This is a genomic window from Actinophytocola sp., assembly GCF_035762905.1.
Classification (GTDB): domain Bacteria; phylum Actinomycetota; class Actinomycetes; order Mycobacteriales; family Pseudonocardiaceae; genus DASYTH01.
In genome coordinates this window covers 79,569-97,647 of the sequence record NZ_DASUCC010000094.1, presented here as the reverse complement: position 1 = coordinate 97,647, position 18,079 = coordinate 79,569, and the positions used below count along the sequence as shown (strand labels likewise).

16 protein-coding genes are annotated in these 18,079 nt (G+C 72.7%); 11 read left to right on the top strand and 5 right to left on the bottom strand.

Annotation, left to right across the window (positions count from 1 at the left end; genetic code table 11):
• Positions 1-49 precede the first annotated feature (49 nt).
• From VFV67_RS18655 to VFV67_RS18645, 3 genes are all read left to right on the top strand, one after another.
• Positions 50-1,063 (top strand): hypothetical protein, encoded by a 1,014-nt coding sequence (locus VFV67_RS18655; protein WP_326471636.1) that lies wholly within the window; start codon positions 50-52, stop codon positions 1,061-1,063.
• Between the two features lie 101 nt (positions 1,064-1,164).
• A complete protein-coding gene (locus VFV67_RS18650) occupies positions 1,165-2,115 on the top strand; it encodes an ATP-binding cassette domain-containing protein (protein WP_326471634.1) in 951 nt (316 codons plus the stop codon).
• Entirely contained in the window at positions 2,112-2,885 is a 774-nt protein-coding gene (locus VFV67_RS18645) for an ABC transporter permease (protein ID WP_326471632.1), read from the top strand. Before VFV67_RS18650 ends, VFV67_RS18645 begins: the two co-directional genes overlap by 4 nt.
• Here VFV67_RS18645 and VFV67_RS18640 read toward each other — a convergent pair.
• Complete coding sequence (locus VFV67_RS18640; RefSeq protein ID WP_326471631.1) at positions 2,866-6,051, bottom strand: BTAD domain-containing putative transcriptional regulator; 3,186 nt, start codon at positions 6,049-6,051, stop codon at positions 2,866-2,868. The two genes, VFV67_RS18645 and VFV67_RS18640, sit on opposite strands and share 20 nt — an antisense overlap.
• Before the next feature lie 25 nt (positions 6,052-6,076).
• A complete protein-coding gene (locus VFV67_RS18635) occupies positions 6,077-6,913 on the bottom strand; it encodes a class I SAM-dependent methyltransferase (protein WP_326471629.1) in 837 nt (278 codons plus the stop codon).
• Positions 6,914-7,006: 93 nt separating this feature from the next.
• Here VFV67_RS18635 and VFV67_RS18630 point away from each other — a divergent pair, with 93 nt between their 5' ends.
• Genes VFV67_RS18630 through VFV67_RS18615 form a run of 4 tightly spaced genes read left to right on the top strand, consistent with a single transcriptional unit; the run spans position 7,007 to position 9,611 of the window.
• Complete coding sequence (locus VFV67_RS18630) at positions 7,007-7,975, top strand: WXG100 family type VII secretion target (protein WP_326471627.1); 969 nt, start codon at positions 7,007-7,009, stop codon at positions 7,973-7,975.
• Positions 7,968-8,615, top strand: coding sequence for a hypothetical protein (locus VFV67_RS18625; RefSeq protein ID WP_326471626.1), 648 nt, complete (start codon positions 7,968-7,970; stop codon positions 8,613-8,615). Before VFV67_RS18630 ends, VFV67_RS18625 begins: the two co-directional genes overlap by 8 nt.
• Positions 8,599-8,958: a hypothetical protein gene (locus VFV67_RS18620; RefSeq protein WP_326471625.1), complete on the top strand. Its 360-nt coding sequence runs from the start codon at positions 8,599-8,601 to the stop codon at positions 8,956-8,958. Before VFV67_RS18625 ends, VFV67_RS18620 begins: the two co-directional genes overlap by 17 nt.
• A 50-nt stretch (positions 8,959-9,008) precedes the next feature.
• Positions 9,009-9,611 carry a TetR/AcrR family transcriptional regulator gene (locus tag VFV67_RS18615; RefSeq protein WP_326471623.1) on the top strand — a complete coding sequence of 201 codons (603 nt, stop codon included), beginning with the start codon at positions 9,009-9,011 and terminating at the stop codon, positions 9,609-9,611.
• Here the strand turns inward: VFV67_RS18615 and VFV67_RS18610 are convergent, their stop codons facing one another.
• On the bottom strand, positions 9,612-11,174 hold the full coding sequence (locus VFV67_RS18610; protein WP_326471622.1) for a carboxylesterase/lipase family protein: 1,563 nt from the start codon (positions 11,172-11,174) through the stop codon (positions 9,612-9,614).
• A gap of 132 nt (positions 11,175-11,306) precedes the next feature.
• Between VFV67_RS18610 and VFV67_RS18605 the strand changes: the two genes are divergently transcribed.
• The gene (locus tag VFV67_RS18605; RefSeq protein ID WP_326471620.1) at positions 11,307-12,131 is read left to right on the top strand and encodes an SDR family NAD(P)-dependent oxidoreductase; all 825 of its coding nucleotides are present in this window, start codon (positions 11,307-11,309) and stop codon (positions 12,129-12,131) included.
• Here VFV67_RS18605 and VFV67_RS18600 read toward each other — a convergent pair.
• Positions 12,076-13,584 (bottom strand): NAD(P)/FAD-dependent oxidoreductase, encoded by a 1,509-nt coding sequence (locus VFV67_RS18600; RefSeq protein ID WP_326471619.1) that lies wholly within the window; start codon positions 13,582-13,584, stop codon positions 12,076-12,078. The genes VFV67_RS18605 and VFV67_RS18600 overlap by 56 nt on opposite strands.
• 157 nt (positions 13,585-13,741) lie before the next feature.
• Here VFV67_RS18600 and VFV67_RS18595 point away from each other — a divergent pair, with 157 nt between their 5' ends.
• Positions 13,742-14,176: a DUF4383 domain-containing protein gene (locus VFV67_RS18595; RefSeq protein WP_326471617.1), complete on the top strand. Its 435-nt coding sequence runs from the start codon at positions 13,742-13,744 to the stop codon at positions 14,174-14,176.
• A gap of 7 nt (positions 14,177-14,183) precedes the next feature.
• On the opposite strand, the gene VFV67_RS18590 is transcribed toward VFV67_RS18595, so the two are convergent.
• The gene (locus VFV67_RS18590; protein WP_326471615.1) at positions 14,184-15,002 is read right to left on the bottom strand and encodes a DUF6292 family protein; all 819 of its coding nucleotides are present in this window, start codon (positions 15,000-15,002) and stop codon (positions 14,184-14,186) included.
• A gap of 190 nt (positions 15,003-15,192) precedes the next feature.
• Between VFV67_RS18590 and VFV67_RS18585 the strand changes: the two genes are divergently transcribed.
• Both VFV67_RS18585 and VFV67_RS18580 read left to right on the top strand, forming a co-directional pair.
• A complete protein-coding gene (locus tag VFV67_RS18585; RefSeq protein WP_326471614.1) occupies positions 15,193-15,669 on the top strand; it encodes an NUDIX domain-containing protein in 477 nt (158 codons plus the stop codon).
• Positions 15,670-15,846: 177 nt separating this feature from the next.
• Complete coding sequence (locus VFV67_RS18580) at positions 15,847-17,991, top strand: hypothetical protein (protein WP_326471613.1); 2,145 nt, start codon at positions 15,847-15,849, stop codon at positions 17,989-17,991.
• Positions 17,992-18,079: the final 88 nt, after the last annotated feature.

Genomic DNA, 18,079 nt, shown 5'->3' with positions numbered 1-18,079 from the left:
GCCGAGGTCAAATCCGTGACCTTGCTGGTAGATGAGAGGAAACGACGCGATGCGTCTGAAGAGAACGGTTCTGACGTCGATCGGTGTGGCGGCGGTGGCGGTCGCGCTGGGCGCGGCGCCGGCGCAGGCGGACAAGGGTGACAAGCCGGACGGTGCGGTCCGGCTGGCCGGGCAGGACGCGACGGCTGCGGACGCGCGTGCCAGCCGGGCGGCGGCGGTGGCGGTAGCCGACAACGTGGCCCGGGCGTCGACGGACGTGCAGGCCAGAATCGTCGAGTTCGTCCGGACACACGGGACGAAGTACACCTTCGGCGCCTTCACCGACCCGGCCAGCGGCAAGGTCGTCGTGCAGTCCGACGCCCCGGCCGAGGTGCTGGCCGCGCTGACCGGCACGGCGACCGCGGCCGCTCCGGTGGAGGTGCGCAAGGAGGGCGTGACCGAGCAGTTCAGCCGCCGGGACGACGTGCCCTCGTTCTGGGGCGGCGCCGGCATCACCACGGTGCCGGGCAGCCCGCACTGTTCGGCCGGCTACACCGTGCGCAACTCCGCCGGCACCCGGTACATGGTCACCGCCGGCCACTGCTTCAGCAACGGCCAGACCGCGTTCACCGAGATCGGCGGGCGCACCTACGGGGTGGCCAGCGGCAACGGCCTGCCGACCCAGGACATGGTGCTGCTCGGCGGGCAGTCCTACTCGCCGTTCATCTACATCGGCGGCGTGAACAGCTCCTCGGGCGCGCACGTCGCCTCGGCCGCCGACCCGATCGTCGGCTTCAACAACTACTGCCACAGCGGCCGGACCACCGGTGAGCACTGCGGCCACACCGTGACCGACGTCAACGCCCTGGTCTGCACCTCCAGCGGGTGCAAGCAACCGGTCATCGCCTACACCGGCGGCACCCTGCCGCAGGGCGGCGACTCCGGCGCTCCGTTCTACGCCAACAGCGTGAGCGCGCCGGACAAGCACATCCGCGGGCACCACATCGCCGGCGGCGGCGGCGTCTCCTACGCCGAGAAGTACAGCCGGGTCACCGCCCGGTTCGGCGTGACCATCGTGACCTGACAGCCGGCCACCCCGGCTGTCAGCGCGCTGTCAGCGCGCGCTGCACGGAGTATCAGCACCTCCGGCGATGGTCGTGGCATCCGATCCCACGGGAGCCACAGATGACGACCATCCCCCCGTCCCCACCGGCCATCAGCACCACCGGGCTGCGCAAGTCCTACGGCGACAAGGTCGTGCTGGATGGCATCGACCTGACCGTGCCGGCCGGCACGGTCTTCGCCTTGTTGGGCCCGAACGGGGCCGGCAAGACCACCACGGTGCAGATCCTGTCCACGCTGATCGGCGCCGACGGTGGCGACCTGCGGGTCGGCGGCCACGACCCGGCCCGAGATCCCGACGCGGTACGGGCCGCGATCGGGGTCACCGGGCAGTTCTCCGCGGTGGACTACTGGCTCACCGGCCGGGAGAACCTGATCCTGATGGCCGATCTGTACCACCTCGGGAAGACCGAGGGCCGGCGGCGGGCCGACGAGCTGCTCACCCGGATCGATCTCACCGAGGCCGCCGACAAGCTGGCCATGACCTACTCCGGCGGGATGCAGCGCCGGCTCGACCTGGCCATGACCCTGATCGGCGACCCGCGGATCATCTTCCTGGACGAGCCGACTTCCGGACTGGACCCACGCAGCCGGCGCGGCGTGTGGCAGATCATCCGCGAGTTGGTGGCCGGCGGCGTGACGATCTTCCTCACCACCCAGTACCTGGACGAGGCCGACGAGCTGGCCGACCGGATCGCCGTGCTCGACCACGGCCGGCTGGTCGCCGAGGGCACCGCGGACGAGCTCAAGCGACTCATCCCGGGCGGCCACATCCGCCTGCGGTTCACCGACGGCACCCGGCTCGACCGGGCCGCACGCACCCTCGGCGCCGGCACCGAGGCCGACCCGGACGCGCTCACCCTGCGGGTGCCCGGCGACGGCGGCGTGGCCGCGCTGCGCGCGCTGCTCGAGCGGCTGGACCGGGCCGGCATCGAGGTGGACGAGCTGTCCGTGCACACCCCCGACCTGGACGACGTCTTCCTCGCCATGACCGAACAGGAGCAGGTCCGATGACCACGATTTCCCATGCCCTGACCGACTCGGCCACGATGCTGCGCCGCAACCTGCGGCACGCGATGCGTTATCCCGCGCTGAGCCTGAGCGGCGTCGCGGTGCCGGTGATCTTCCTGCTGGTGTTCGTCTACGTGCTCGGCGGCACGCTGGGCGCCGGGATCCCCGGCGGGAGCTACATCGACTACCTGGCGCCCGGCATCATCCTGATGACCGTGACCAGCGCGACCGTGGCCGCGGCGGTGGCCATCAGCGTCGACCTGACCGGGGGGATCATCGCCCGGTTCCGGACGATGGCGATCTTCCGGCCGGCGGTGCTCGCCGGGCACGTGGCCGGCTACGTGATCCAGACCATGCTCAGCGTGGTGATCGTCATCGGGGTCGCGCTGCTGGTCGGGTTCCGGCCCACCGCGACCCCGGTCGAGTGGCTGGCGGTGATCGGCCTGCTCGCGGTGCTCGGCTTCGCGCTGACCTGGCTGTCCACCGCGCTCGGCATGCTGGCCAAGAACCCCGAGACGGCAAGCAACATCGTGCTGCCGCTGACCCTGCTTCCGTTGATCGGCAGCACCTTCGTGCCGACCGCGTCGATGTCCGCGCCGGTGGCCGCGTTCGCCGAGAACCAGCCGTTCACCCCGGTCACCGAGACCATCCGGGGGCTGCTGATGGGCACCCAGATCGGCACCAGCGGGATCCTGGCGCTGGGCTGGTGCGTGCTGTTCACCGTGGTCGGCTACCTGTGGTCGAAGCGGCTGTTCAACCGTCGCCAGCGCTGAGCACCGGCTCGGCCAGCGCCGGTGCGGTGGCCGGGGTGGCCGCCCGGCCGTCCCGGACCGCCGCGGCGAGCTCGGACTCGCCGAGCGCGGCCCGGACGGCGGCGTCCAGCCGGAGGGCATCCGGCATGGACCGGTCCGGCCCGCCGCGGATCGCCTCGCTGGCCGCCAGCAGCCGGGCGGCCGTGGCCGGCTCGCCCTGGCGCAGGGCCTGATCGGCCACGCCGACCAGGATCAGCGCCAAGGTCGGGGCGTGCGCCGAGTCCTTCGCCAGGTCGAACGCCTCGGCCCGGTACCCGCGGGCCGCGGCCAGGTCGCCCTCCAGCGCCGCGAGGTACCCGAGCGAGTCGCGGAGGTAGGCGAGAAACACCGGATGGGCCTGGATTCGCTGCAGCGCCTCCCCGGCCCGGCCCAGCTCGGCCCGGGCGGTGTGCAGGTCGCCGGTGTGGCGGGCCGCTTCGGCCTTGGCCAGCGCCAGCACCGCGTGCGCGTCCGGCCAGCCGACCAGCGCCGCCACCCGGCCCGCCTCGGCCAGCGCCGCCGCGCCGCCCGCCGGGTCGCCGAGCAGCCAGCGCAGCTGCGCCTGCCGGGCCAGCATGAGCATCACGTCCTCGCTGAGCCCGATCTCGTTGAGCACCACGATGGCCTCGTCGTAATGACCGAGCGCGGTCGCCAGGTCGCCGGCCTGGGCGGCCAGGTCGGCAAGCACGGTCAGCGCGAACGAGATGCCCCACCGCTCGCCGACGGCGCGAAACGCCACCAGCGCCGCCTCGGCATCGGTCCGCGCCTCGGCCGGGCGGCCCAGGTTGACCAGCATGCGGGCCCGGTTGACCAGGGCCTGGGCGGCCACCCACGGATCCTCGTCGGCGATCAGCGAATCCATCATGTGCACCAGGTCCGTCGACCCCGACCGGACGGCCGTCACCAGATCCCGCATCGGCCTGACGAACCGCAGCAGCGGGTGCCGGGCGTTCGGTCCGGTCAGCCGATCGATCTGGTCGATCAGGCCCTCGGCCGCGCGCTCGTCGCCGAGCCCGGTGGTGATGAACAGCACCATCAGCGCGCTGGCCAGGGCCAGCGTCTCGGAGTTCACCTTGCCGGGCACGGCCAGTGCCGCCCGGACCAGTTCGGCTCCCTCGGCCTTGTGCCCGGCCAGCCACCAGTACCAGCCGGCGGCCGCCGCCAGCCGCACGGCGGTCGGGGCGTCGCCCGCGGCGAGCGCGGCCCGCAGCGCGGCGGTGATGTTGTCGTGCTCGGCGACCAGCCGGTCCAGCCAGACCAGCTGCTCGGCCCGGCGCAGGTGCGGGTCGGCGGTCTCGGCCAGTTCGGCGAAGTAGTCGGCGTGCGCCCGGCGGACCCGGTCCCGCTCGCCGGCCTCGTCCAGCCGCTCGACGCCGTACGCCTTGATCGTCTCCAGCATCCGGTACCTCGGGGTGTCGTCCCCGGTCACCACCAGCAGCGACTTCTCGGTCAGCGCGGTGAGCAGGTCGAGCACGTCCTCGGCGCGCACCGGCCCGCCGGCGCAGACCCGCTCGGCGGCGGCCACGGTCGCCCCGCCGGAGAACACCGCGAGCCGGCGCAGCACGGCGCGCTCGTCCTCGGCGAGCAGGTCCCAACTCCAGTCGACCACCGCGCGCAGCGTCCGGTGCCGGGGCAGCGCGGTCCGCGGGCCGAGCGTGAGCAGCCGGAACCGGTCGTCCAGCCGGGCGGCCAGCTGGCCGGGGGTCATCGTGCGCAGCCGGGCCGCGGCCAGCTCGACGGCCAGCGGCACCCCGTCCAGCGCCCGGCAGATCCGCACCACGTCGGCCACGGTCTGCTCGGTCAGCGCGAAGTCCGGCCGGACCGCGGCCGCCCGGTCGGTGAGCAGCCGGACCGCGGCGGCGGAACCGGCGGTGTCCACCCCGGCGTCCGGGGCGGGCAGGGCGAGCGGCCGAACCGGCCACAGCGCCTCGCCGGTGATGCCGAGCGGCTCCCGGCTGGTGGCCAGGATGCGCAGTCGTGGACAGGCGCCGAGCAGCCGGTCGGTCAGTGCCGCGACCCCACCGATCAGGTGCTCGCAGTTGTCCAGCACCAGCACGGTGTCCCGGCCGCGCAGCGCGGCGGTCAGCCGGTCCGCCGGCTCGCCGGTCGCCAGCAGGCCGAGGGATGCCTGGTCGCGCAGGCCCAGCGCGGACAGCACGGCCTGCGGCAGGTCGGCGGCGTCGGTCAACGGCGCCAGCTCGACCAGCCAGACCCCGTCCGGCGCGGTGGCCAGCAGGGTGCGGGCGGCCTCGGTGGCCAGCCGGGTCTTGCCCGAGCCGCCCGGCCCGGTCAGCGTGGTGAGCCGGTACTCGCCGACCAGCTTGGCCACCCCGGCCAGGTCCTCGTCCCGGCCGACGAAGCTGGTCAGCCCGGCGCGCAGGTTGGTCCGCGCCGGTTCGTCCACATCGGACACCCGGGTGGGACCGTGCTCGCCGCGCAGCACCGCGGTGTGCAGGGCGGACAGCTCCGGGCCGGGATCGGCGCCCAGTTGCTCGGCCAGCGCCGCCCTGGCCCGCTCGTAGACGGTCAGCGCCTCGGCCGGCCGCCCGGCCGCGGTCAGTGCCCGCATCAGCGCGCCGACCAGCCGCTCGCGCAGCGGGTGCTCGGCCACCAGCGCGGTCAGCTCGGTGACCAGACCGGCGCCGCGGCCCAACCGCAGCTCGGCGGCCACCCGGTCCTCCACCGCGGCCAGCCACAGCTCGGCGAGCCGGGCGGCCGGCGCCTGGAAGAAGTCCACCTCGGCCACGTCCAGCAGCGCCGGACCGCGCCACGCCGCCAGCGCCTCGCGCAGGATCCGGACCGCCGCTTCGGGATCCGGCGCGGCCCGGCCGGCCGCGACCAGCCGCTCGAACCGGACGACGTCCACCGCGTCCGGGTCGATCACCAGCCGGTAGCCGGCCGGGTGCGACTCGATCACCGCCTGCGGCACCGCCCGGCGCAGCCGGTACACCAGCGCCTGCAACGCGTTGGCCGCGCCCACCGGTGGCGCCGCGCCCCAGATCCCGTCCACCAGCCGCCCGGTGGGCACCACCCGACCGGGGTCGAGCGCGAGCACGATCAGCAGCGTGCGCAGCCGCGCGCCGGCCACCTCGACCGGGCCGCCGGCATCGTCGGAGACCTCGAGCGGGCCGAGCATCGCAATCCGCACGCCGTCGATTCTGCCGGTCGCCGCCTCAGCCACCGAGCCGCCAGATCAGCAGGTAGGGCATGCCGAGGAAGGCCTGCCGGGAGGCCTCCGGGAAGACGCCGTAACCGGGGGTCGCGGCCAGCACGCTCTCGTCCACCGGCGGCTCGAGGCAGTCCCGCACCGACAGGCCGACGGCGCGGATCGCGGTCAGGTAGGCACCGACCTGGTGCACCAGGCTGCGCACGTACGGCACGCCGCCGGCCAGATCCGGGCCGGGGAAGGCGGCGATCGCTCCGGTCATGGTGGCCATCGGGTGCACGTCGGAGATCACCACGGTGCCACCGGGCCGCAGCACCCGGGCGAACTCGCGCAGCACCGGCCCCAGGTCCGGCACGTGGGTCAGCGCCAGCGCGCAGGTGATCAGATCGACGCTGGCGTCCTGGACCGGCAGCCGCTCCAGTTGGCCGCGCCGGAAGTCCACCCCGGGCACCTTCTGCCTGGCCAGCGCGAGCATCGCCGGGGTGGCGTCCACGCCGACCACCTGATGGCCGAGCTCGACCAGCTTCGCGGCGTGCCGGCCGGTGCCGCAGGCGGCGTCCAGCGCCCGGCCGGCCGGCAGTTCCGCCAGCATCGCGTGCACGATCGGCTGCTCGCGGGCGATCGCCGGGTTGGGACCGTCGTAGCGCCGCGCCCAGCGGCTGTAGCCCTCCGGCACGTCGTACTCGGTCAGCGGGATCTCCACCGAGCCGGGTAGCTCGTCGAGGATCCGCCGGATCTCCTCGACCCGGGGCCGGACCGCGGCCGGCTCGGTCAGACAGTGCCGGATCATCGCCAGCCCCTCGATCGCGAGCAGGTACTCCCCCAGTCGCAGCGTCTGATCCATGACCGCGATCATGCAGCAAGACCGCGGTCGCGTTATGCGCATACCCGGGAAACCACCGGAAGCGCACGCACCGCGCTCCTAGCATCAACGGCGATGAAGCTTGCCGACATCCGGGCCGCACAGCCGGAACGCCTTGCGGCCGCGGCCGAGCACCTCGGCCGGATCCGGGACGGGATCGCCGACGCAGGCGACCGGCTCGACACCGGCGTGGCCGCCCCGCTGACCGGTGCCTGGCAGGGCGCCGCCGGCACCGCTGCGCTCGGGCACATCGCCGACGTGCGCAAGGAGCTGGCCGCCGACCTGGATCCGGTCGCCGAGGCCGGCAAGGCGGTGCTGCAGTTCGGCGACGCGCTCACCGAGGCCAAGCGGCTGGTGGCCGACGCCGACAGCGTGGCCGCCGGCGCGGCGCTGCGGATCGGCGAGGACGGGTCGATCCACTTCCCCGACTTCTGGGCCCAGCTGACCGCGGCCGACCAGGAGACCGTGCAGTCCGCCGCGCGCACCGCGGCCGACCTGCTCACCAAGGCGCTCAGCGTGGCCGACGGGGCCGACGCGGTGTGCGCCGGGGTGCTCGCGGCGGGCGCGATCCCGCAGCAGGCGGCCAAACCCCCGCCGCAGGGCGCCGGGAAGGTGCCCGGCGAGGACGGCGGCGGCGGGCTGTGGGGCAGCGTCACCGGCGCGGTCGGAGACTTCCTCACCTTCGAGGGCACCGACTTCGACAACAGCATGATGGGCGACGTGTGGGGCGGCTGGACCGACAGCGACCGGTCGATCATGGAGCGGATCTGGCTGGACGACGACGGTGCCATGGACCCGTTCGACCTGGAGCCCTGGGAGGAGGAGGCGTTCGGCGAGACGCCGCTCGAGGCCAGCCCGACCGAGCTGTTCGGCGAGGACGCCGTGCAGGCCGCGCACGAGGACGGCATCGCCGCCGGGGTCGACGAGTGGTGGGACGACAGCTGGGAGGACATCGGCAACGTGCCCGACCGGATCTCCGACGGTGTCGGCGACTTCGTGGACGACCCGCTCGGCACGGTGGGCGGGTGGATGTCCGGTGACTGAGCTGGACGCGGCCCGGGGCCGGCTCCGGCTGACCACGGCGGAGTTGGCCGACCCCGGCGCGGTGGCGGTGTCCCCGCGGTGGGCACGGGAACTGCTGGACGTGGTGGCCAGGCCGGGCCTGCGGATGACGGTGCGGATCGTGCGACCCGGCCCGCCGCTGTGGCACGGCGTCTGGGCCACCCGCCGGGACGCCGTGCTCGGCTCCCCGGTCGGGGCCGGACGCTACGAGCTGAGCCCGCTGGAGCCGGTGCTGATCCCGTTTGCCGTGGCCACGATCGTCGGCCTGCGCCGCCGGCCGGTCGATCCCGCCCGGACCGCGACGAGGATCCCGACCTCGCGGTACCTGGCGCTGGGCGACGAGCCGCCCGGCGGGGAGTACGCCGGGCTGGCGGCGGTCCTGCGCGGCCGCCGGACCGCGTGGCGGGCGAGTTCGACCTGGCGGGATTCCGGCGGCGAACCGCACGCCGCCCGGGTACACGTGATCGACGGCGGGGACGCCGGGCTGTGGCTGGTCGCGCCGAAGGACCAGGACGGGCCGGACCCGGTGCTGGTGGTCGAGCCGACCGACGTCCGGCAGGTGTGGTCGGCGCTGACCGGGCTGCTGGGCAGGAGGGTGCGGCCGGATGCCGAACGGGTATGAGGTGGACGTGGCCACCGTGCGGGCCGCGGCCGAGCAGGCGGCCGAGGTCGCCGGCCTGGTCCGGCCGCTGGCCGGGCAGCTCGGCAAGGCCGTCGGCGAGGTCGCCGCCGGCGCGCCCGGGTCGCGGTCGGCGGCGATGGCCGAGGCGGCCGGCCAGCGGTGGCCGAAGGCGCTGGACGCCACGGCCGACCGGATCGTCGAGCTGGGTAACGGACTCGCCGAGTCCGCGAAGTCCTATCTGGCGGTCGATCAGGCGGCGGCACGACTGCTCGAGGCGGCCGGTCTGTCCGCCGCTGCGGCGGGTGGTCCGGGCGGCCGCATCGGTTCGGTTCTGGACGGATGATCCCCTGAGGGGACAGCAGAACAGCGTTCGGTTCGGGCACACTATGCCTCGTGACGGTGACCAGGAAGACCCGGGCCAAGGGGGCGCGTGAGCTGCTGCTGGCCGCCGCCCGGGACGTGTTCGTCACCGCGGGGTACGCGGAGGCCAACGTGGCCGACATCGTCGACGGCGCCGGGTCGAGCGTCGGCGCGCTGTACCACCATTTCGGCGGCAAGTCCGATTTGTACATCGCGCTCTACGACGACTACCAGTCCCGTCAGGCGCACCGCGCGGCCCGGGCGTTCCGCACGGCGCTCGCGGCCGGTGAGGACGACTCGCTGACTCTGTTCCTCGCCGCCATGCGGGCCTACCTGAACGGCTGCTGGGAGGAGCGGGAACTGGCCCGGCTGTTCCTGTCCGGCGGCGGCCCGCCCGGGTTCGAGCTGCTCACCCGGCGCCGGTTCCGGCACTGGATCAGCACCAACTCGGCCATGCTCTCCGAGCACGCCCGCCCGCTGTCCGACACCCTGGTGCTGGTGCTGACCACCCTGGCCACCGAGGCCGGCCGGGAGGTCGCGGTGCAACCCTCCCGGGCCGGCGCCGCCCGCTTCATCGACGAGATCCTGGAGATCGCCGCCCGGCTCTACCCGCCGGACGCCGCCGAGACCCCGTGATCACTGCGTCGCGGCCGCCCAGAACGCGCACTTGTGCGCGGTGGCGAAACCGGTCGCGGTCCGCGGGTGCGGCGGTACCAGCGACTGCACCCGCTCACCGGACGCGGTGAACCGCGGCCAGAACGGGGTGCGGTGCGTGTTCGGGGTGCCCAGCCGGGCGAACCCGGCCCAGTAGCCGCGCATCGCCTCGGACAGCCGGTGCTGCGCCGGGGTGAACGGGACCGTCTCGGGCGGGAACAGGTAGGCGATCTCGGCGGCGTGGAACGCGCCGTACGGGAAGCTCACCGGCGGCAGCAGCGGCGGCGCGTCGCGGTCGTTGAACTCGTACTGGTACGTGGGCACGAACCGGGACACCGAGCGGCTCACGGTCAGCCCGGGGCAGGCGAAGATCGCGTCGGTGCCCACCGCGCCGAGCGCCTCGGCCGGGCTGGGGTAGGCGGACAGCGGGTACCGCGCCGCGATGACCGCGGCGACCGGCGCCGGCACGCCGAGCGTCGCCGAGATCTGGGCCTGGTAGTTCGCCGCGGTGACCGGCTGGCCGGCCAACTCGTTCAGTCCCACGAACAGCCGCCACTCGTCGCCGGTGCTGCCGTTGATCACCGGCACCCGGGCGAAGTCCCCGGCGGCCAGCGCGGTGCCGATCGAGCCGGGCAGCACCCGACCGTCCACATTGGGCTCATAGCCACGGCTCTGGCCGGCGAGCAGTGCCGGCACCGGCAGCGCGCGCAGGCAGGCCGCGCTCTGGTCCGGGCAGCCGACCGCGGCGGCGTAGGTCCGGCCGGCAACCTCGGCGCGCGCCTGGTCGGCCAGGTCCAGCGCGTAGGCCCCGCTCTGCACCACGGCCCGGTCGAACGTGCCGCGGGCCCCCGGCGAGACCAGTTGGGACAGCACGCTCAGCCCGCCGGCCGACTCGCCGAAAATCGTGACGTCATGCGGATTTCCGCCGAACCGGGCGATGTTGCGCTGCACCCAGCGCAGCGCCGCCTGCTGGTCCATCAGCCCGTAGTTGCCGGTCGGGCCGCCGGTCGCCGCGGCCAGCGCGGGATGGGCGAGGAAGCCGAGCGCGCCGAGCCGGTAGTTGATCGTGACCACGACCACGTCGTCGCCGGCCACCAGCCGGGTCGGGTCATAGGTGTCGCTCATCCCGGTGACCAGGGCACCGCCGTGGATCCACACCAGCACCGGGTTGCGGTGCCTGGCGTTCGACTCGCCGGAGGGGGTGAACACGTTGAGGTACAAGCAGTCCTCGGACGTGCTGGCCGCACCGAACGGGCCGGCCGGCTGCGCGCAGTGCGGCGCGAACTCGGCCGCGTCCCGGATGCCGGACCAGCGGGCGGCCGGTTGCGGCGGCTGCCAGCGGACCGGCGGGGCGGCGTAGGGCAGGCCGAGGAACGTGTCGGTGGTCGCGGTGGCCACGCCCCGGACCAGCCCGCCGGTGGTCGCCACCACCGGGGCCCGGTCGTGGTCGGGGGCCGCACCGGCCGGCCCGGCGCCGGTGAGGACCGCCGCGAGGGCGATGGCCGGGACACCGAGCCGGGTGCGCAGGGTTGTTGCCGGAGACATCCGTGGCTCCTTCCGCCGAGCAGGTGCCCCACCACTCTGGCAGCCCGGCGCCGTCGTGAGAAGTGTGAACCGAATGACATTCGGTGATGTTTCCCAATAATGGGAGTATCCTTAGCTTTGATCATGGTGTGGATGGTGAACGACGTTCTGTTCAACGGCGCGGGTCGTCTGATCCCTCACCGGATGGCGGAGGAGCTTCCGATGCCCGGGTCGCCACCCCGGTCTGCCCGCTTCGACGGCCGGGTCGTCGTGGTCTCCGGGGCCGGCTCCCGGGACGAGCGGATCGGCAACGGACGCGCCGCGGCGATTCTCCTGGCCAGCGCCGGCGCCCGGGTCGCCTTGCTGGACCGCGACCGGGACCGGGCGCAGAGCACCGCGCGGATGGTCGCAGGCGGCGGCGGGACCTCGATCGTGCTCGAGGCGGACGTGTCCGAACCGGACTGCTGCGAGGCCGCGGTGAAGGAGGTCGTCGCCCAGTTCGGCAGCGTCTACGGTTTGGTTAACAACGTCGGGATCAGCAGCCCGCCGGGCACCGCCGTCGACGTCGACCCGGACGAGTGGGACCTCGGTATGCGGGTCAACGTGAAGTCCATGATGCTGCTGAGCAAGTACTGCCTGCCGCACATGATCGCGGCGGGCGGCGGCTCGATCGTCAACGTCTCGTCCGGCGCCGGGCCGCCCGGCGGGCCACCCAGCCTGCTCCACCCCACCGCGAAGGCGGCCGTGATCGGCCTGACCCAGGCCATGGCCAGGCAGCACGGCCGGTCCGGCGTCCGGGTCAACTGCGTGGCCCCGGCCGGCGAGCGCGGCGGCTGGGACACCGGGCACGCCGTGCGCTTCCTGCTCAGCGACGAGGCGCGGTGGATCACCGGCGTGGTGTTCCCGGTCGGCGCCGGCGGGCTCAGCCCGCCACCCGGTGCGCCGCAGGACGGGCCGGTCCAGCCGGACGGGGCCTGACCCTTTCGAACCGCATCCCGTCGCGGGTCAGCGATCCGTGCCGCAGCATCAGCACGTCCCGCAGGTAGTTCTGGTAGAGCCGCCACGGCGTGGCCGGACCCTGCCTCGGCAGCACGTCCGGGCTGCGCAGCACGTAACCCGAGGTGAGGTCGATCAGCGGCCGGGCCGGCCAGTTCGCCGCGCCGGGCGGCAGTTCCGGGACCGCGACCTGGTAGCCGTGCCGGTCCATGTGGTCGAGCAGCCGGCAGACGTACTGCGCGACCAGGTCGGCCTTGAGCGTCCAGGACGCGTTGGTGTACCCGATGGTCATCGCGAAGTTGGGCACGCCGGAGAGCATCATTCCCTTGTAGGTCACCAGTTCCGGCAACACCAGGTCGCGGCCGTCGACCGCGACGGTCATGCCGCCGAGGGCCAGCAGGTTCAGCCCGGTGGCCGTGACGATGACGTCCGCGTCCAGTTCGGTGCCCGAGGTGAGCCGGATTCCCGTCTCGGTCACGGTGTCGATGGTGTCGGTGACCACCGACGCGCGGCCGGTCCGGATCGCCGCGAACAGGTCGCCGTCCGGCACCACGCACATCCGCTGGTCCCACGGCTGGTAGCGCGGGGCGAAGTGCGTGTCCACGTCGTAGCCGGCCGGCAGCTGCCGAACGACTCCCTTGCGCAGCAACGATTTCACCAGGTCCGGCCGGCGCCGGCTCAGCTTGAACGAGGCCATCATGAACAGCACGTTCTTCCAGCGCACCAAGCCGTAGCGCAGCCGCTCCGGCAGCCGGCGCAACCACCGCACCACCGGGTCGCGCGCGGGCAGCGGCACGACGTAGGTCGGCGACCGCTGCAGCATCGTCACGTGCGCGGCGTCGGCGGCCATCGCCGGCACCAGCGTGACCGCGGTGGCGCCGCTGCCGATCACCACCACCCGCTTGCCCGCGTAGTCCAGATCCTCCGGCCAGTGCTGCGGATGCACCACCGGCCCGGCGAAGTTCCCGATCCCGGGCAGCTGCGGGGTGTAGCCCTCGTCGTAGCGGTAGTAGCCGGCGCACACGTACAGGAAGCCGCAGGTGATCTCCACGTCCGCGCCGGTGTCCGTGCGCCGCGCGTGCACCGTCCAGCGCGCCCGCCCGGCGGACCACTCGGCCCGCAGCACCCGGTGGTGGAACCGGATCTCGGTGTCCACCCCCCGCTCCCGCGCGGTCTGCCGGACGTAGGCGCGGATCGAGTCGCCGTCGGCCAGCGTCGCGCCGCTCCACGGCTTGAACCGGTAGCCCATGGTGAACATGTCCGAGTCCGAGCGGACGCCGGGATAGCGGAACAGGTCCCAGGTACCGCCGATCGCACCGCGCGCCTCGAGGATGGCGAAGCTGGTGCCGGGCCGCTTGGCCCGCAGCTGGCAGGCCGCGCCGATTCCGGACAGTCCGGCCCCCACGATCAGCACGTCGACATGCTCGTTGCCCATGCGCTCGACGATATGGGCCGCACCCGCCCCGGGTCCACAGCGGCGCCGCCCGATCAGGATTTCGACGTGACCGCTTTCGGGGCGGGTCGGCGGCCGGCACCGGCACTAAAATGGCGAGGTTTCGCGTCGATTTCGGTTCGAGTGAAGGGAGTTTGTCATGGCGAACATGTCCGCGAGCCCGGCCCGGCAGGTGGCCACCGTCGTCGCCGCGGTTTTTCTGCTGGTCGGCATACTCGGTTTCATTCCGGGGGTCACCACCGACTATGACGGGATGACCTTCGCCGGGCCCGAGTCGACCGCCATGCTGCTGGGCATCTTCCACGTGTCGGTGCTGCACAACATCGTGCACCTGCTGTTCGGCATCGTGGGTCTGGCGCTGGCCCGCACCGCGTCCGGCTCGACCTCGTTCCTGATCGGCGGCGGCGTGGTGTACCTGCTGGTGTGGGTGTACGGCCTGGTCGTGAACCTGGACAGCGGCGCCAACTTCGTGCCGGTGAACACCGCCGACAACTGGCTGCACCTGATCCTCGGGGTGGCCATGGTCGGCGTCGGCGTGGCGTTGCGTCGCGCCCCGACCCGCTCGGCCGCGTAGCGCCGATCTACCCGGCAGCCGTGGCGGTCCGCTCGTCGCCCCTGGCGACCAGCGCGGCGGACACCGACGGGAACACCGTGATCGCCGCGGCCAGGCCGGTCATCTCCATCGGCCGGCGCACCGACGGATCGCCGGCCACCACGCGCAGCTCGGTCTGCTCGCCGGCCAGCTGGTCGGCCCGGATCAGCGCGGAAAGCCCGGCGGAACCGAGAAACCGCACCTCGGTCAGGTCGACGACCAGGATCTCCGGCAACGCCCGCAGCACCAGCGCGATCCACTCGTCCAGCTGCGGCACGGTCATCATGTCGATCTCACCGGACAGCCGCAGCACGGTGACGTCCGCGCGCGGGTACTCGACCCGGATGCTCAGCAACTCCTTGCCGAGCTGGATCGGAACCGAACGGTCGCCGTGCACCGACGCGGCGTAGCCGGACAACCGGCGGCGCAGGCTGTCCTCCGCGCCGGCGCTGCGCAGCCGGGGCGGTTTCGGCCGGCCGCAGTCCCAGCCCGCCATGACGCCGGTGGCGAACTGCGCCACCACCCGCGGCCCGGGCAGCACATCGAGGCCGAGATAGCCGAGCACGATCAGGTCCTCGCTGCTGTGCGACTCGACCGCGACCGACCAGCCGTTCTCCTCGTCCCACAGCAGCGCGACATCCCGGTCGGGAAAGCGGTCCAGCCGGGCCTGCAACGGCAGATAGACCGTGGTGCTCGCCGGTTCCAACTGGACGTACCACCCCTCACCGCCCAGACCGAGCGCATCTGCGACAAGCCGGACATACCGGTGCAGGCCGCGCGCGGGTATGGCATCGAACTCGATGTCCATTCCGCCTCAAATCCCTTCCACACGTCCGGATATGCGGAACACCGAACTACTTGACGCCTCACCGATCCTAGAACGTGGGACGGACGTTACCCGTTGCCGCGGTGGCGGCAGCTCCACGATCGGGCGAACTTCACGCATTTGCCACCCGCTGTGCACTGCGTCGCGGTAGCGCACCCGGCAGGCTGGTTTCGTGCCTCGCGAGGCCGAGTACTACCACGATCCCACGGCCCCCCGGGCGAACTCGGTGCGACCGACCGCGTTCGCCGCCGTTCGCGACCAGAGCGCGCGAATCCTGCTCGCCCAGCGCGCGGACACGTTCAACTGGGAGCTGCCGGGCGGCAACGTGGAACCGGGCGAGTCGGCGGTGGCCGCGGTGATCCGCGAGGTGGCCGAGGAGACCGGGGTGATGATCTCGGTGACCGGCCTGTCCGGCGTCTACACCGACCCGGCGCACGTGATGGTCTATCCCAGCGGCGAGGTGCGCCAGCAGTTCGCCCTGTGCCTGCACGCGATCCCGGTGTCCGGGGTGCCGCGCCCGGACCACGACGAGATGATCGACGTCGGCTGGATCGACGTCACCGAGGTCCCACGGCTGCCGATCCACCCCAGCATGTTGCTGCGCATCGAGCACGCGATCAGCCGCCCTGGCCGGGTCCGGCTCACCTGAGCCGTGGCGTTGCACCGCCCGGTTCCCTGTTAATAACGGTCGGTCAGGTCGCGATAGCCAGGCGCCATTTTGTGGTTTACGGTCACCTCGCCACCACGGACTCCGAAAGGGATCACCATGCGTCGCAGCCGGTTAATCGGCGCTGCCGCCACCTTCCTCCTACTTCCCATTGTCCAAGTGCTTCCCGCGGCTCCGGCCGGCGCCGGACCCGCCGCGGCGACGCCGAAGAGCGACGTCCGGGAGCTGACCCGCAAGGACTTCACCCTCGACGGCCAGCAGGTCGCCACCCCGACCCGGTATTCGCCGGACAGCCGCGAGGCGCGGTTCGCGGCGACCACCCCGCCGGTCGGCACGGTCCGGCAGTGGCTCGGCCTCGACGACCAGCTGGGTCGGCTGTACCGCAAGGACTACACACTGCGCGGAGTGGGCACCAACATCGAGGTCTGGGTGGCCAACGACACCGCCTTCCCGGCCGGTGACTGCCGGACCCAGATCCCGAACTCGACCACGGTCACCGACGCCCAGGTGGCCGACCTGGTCACCGAGTTCGACGGCAACATGTACCCCAAGGAGACCACCACGTTCAGCCGTCCGCCGGACCGGGACGGCACCAATTCGTTGCTGCCACCGGACGCCAACGGAAACGGCGGCGTCTACACCGGGGACGGCAACAAGACCGTCGCCTTGATCGACAACGTCCGGGACGACAACTTCTACACCTTCCCGGCGGCGCCGACCTACATCGCCGGGTTCTTCTCGGCACAGTTCAACGAGCTGTTCGACCGCAACGTGATGACGATCGACGCGTTCGACTGGGCGCACCGCACCGGGGCCGACCCGGCCAACGAGCCGACCGCCGACCTGTGCACCAGCCGGCCGGCCCGGCCGCGCCTGTACGAGGGCACCTTCGCGCACGAGTGGCAGCACCTGCTGATGTACTACACCGATCCGTTCGAGGGGAACTGGATCAACGAGGGGCTGTCCGACTTCGCCCAGACCCTGACCGGCTACGTGGACGGCCGGGCCACCGTGTTCGAGCGGGGCACGGACAGCCACCTGTACTGCTTCCAGGGCTTCGGCATCGTGCAGACCCCGTTCAACACCAACCCGAGGGACTGCGGCGGACCGCAGAACTCGCTCAACATGTGGGGCGAGGGCACCCCGAACGAGGTGCTGGCCGACTACGGCCACGCCTACTCGCTGATGCTGTTCCTGTTCGACCGGTACGGCGCCGACTTCATGTCCCGGCTGCACCAGGACGGCGAGTTGCAGGGGCTGGCCAGCCTGGACGCGGCGCTGGAGGCCGAGGGCGTTGCGGACATGTACAAGGTCCTGCACGACTTCCAGTCCATGGTGCTGCTGGACAAGCCGATCGGCGACGCCCGGCCCGGCATCGTGCTCGGCGTGCCGAAGGCAAGGGTGACCACCCCGAGCCTGCGCTCCACGATCAACCAGGCCAACCCGAAGATCAACAACACCCCGGGGGCCGGCCCGAACGGCGCGGACTTCGTGCCGCTGCAGGCCGCCAACGGAACCGTGCTGAACGGCCGGGACCTGCGCTCGCTGTCCTTCCAGGGCTCGCGCACGCTGCCGCCGAAGCCGCTGGCCTGGACGGTCGTGCCCGATGACCCGGACCGGCCGAACAACCCGGTGCTGTGGTCGGGCAACGAAAACAACCTCAACGCCACCGCGGTGACCTCGGTGACCGTGCCGACCGCCGACCCGACGCTGCGCTTCCTGGCCAAGTACGGCGCCGAGTTCGGGTTCGACTACGGCTACGTGGTGGTGTCCACCGACGGCGGCGCCACCTACACCGCCGTCGCGGGCGACAAGACCATCGCCGCGCCGTTCGGACCGGGCCTCAACGGCACCACCGAGGGCTTCGAGCCGCACACGTTCAGCCTGGCCGCCTACGCCGGGCAGACGATCCTGCTCGGGCTGCGCTACGTCAGCGACGGCGGCATCAACGAGGGCGGCCTGCTGGTGGACGACGTCACGATCGGCGCGACGCCGGTCAGCGACGGCGCCAGCCTGGACAACTTCGACTCGCCGACCGAGATCCGCCCGATCGAGGTGGACAACTGGAACGTCCGCCTGATCGGGCTGGACGAGCAGCACGGGGTCGCCCTGCAACTGGAGGCCGACGGCCGCGACTCGATCCGGCTGAACCGGCTCCAGTTGCTGCTCTTCGCCCTGTTCCCGAGGGTCATCGCCGTGGTCGCCTACGACGAGCCGACCGAGCAGGTGGACCAGTACGCGCCGTACACGCTCACGGTGAACGGCGTGGTCCAGCCGGGCGGCGGTGCCGCCGGCACCTCCTGACCCGCACATCCGCACCTGAGTGCCCCCGACGCCCGGCGCGTCGGGGGCACTCCCGTGTTCCGGGTCACGAAATCCCTCAGGCCGGCTC